The organism is Helicobacter sp. MIT 05-5294 (genome assembly GCF_000765675.1).
Taxonomy (GTDB): domain Bacteria; phylum Campylobacterota; class Campylobacteria; order Campylobacterales; family Helicobacteraceae; genus Helicobacter_D.
Genome location: NZ_JRPA02000092.1, coordinates 1 through 410, shown reverse-complemented (window position 1 = coordinate 410; position 410 = coordinate 1). Strand labels below are relative to the sequence as shown.

Genomic DNA, 410 nt, shown 5'->3' with positions numbered 1-410 from the left:
CAAAGCACAAAAGATTCAAATAGAATCTAAGGATTTAGAGAAACAATCTATCACTAAACAATTTAAGATTCCAATTATTGAAGATTTTAAAGAGAATGAGATTATCAAAGAATGGAAAAGAGAATCTTTAGAAAATGAAAAAGAAAATAAAGGCTTAATGGTATTAGAAGTTATAAGGAAATGGGAATATAGTCCCAACAATGAAGACTTTAAGTATTGGGCTACTATAAGCGAATTTAGTTTAAAGCTAGATGATGAAATAGTTAAAGATTCAGAGGGTAAAGATATAAAAGGCTATATTGTAGAACCAGCATGATATAATCCAAATGTTGGTAAAATCGCTAACGAACAACAAAAGTTTGCAGGCAGTGATACAAGAATACCAGCAGGAGAATATGAGGTGTTTTGGA

Annotated in this window: 1 pseudogene; it reads left to right on the top strand. The window is 30.2% G+C overall.

Features of this window, described 5'->3' with window-relative positions:
• Positions 1-316: pseudogene (locus tag LS69_RS10990) on the top strand (hypothetical protein); the annotation flags it as partial.
• Between the last annotated feature and the right edge of the window lie 94 nt (positions 317-410).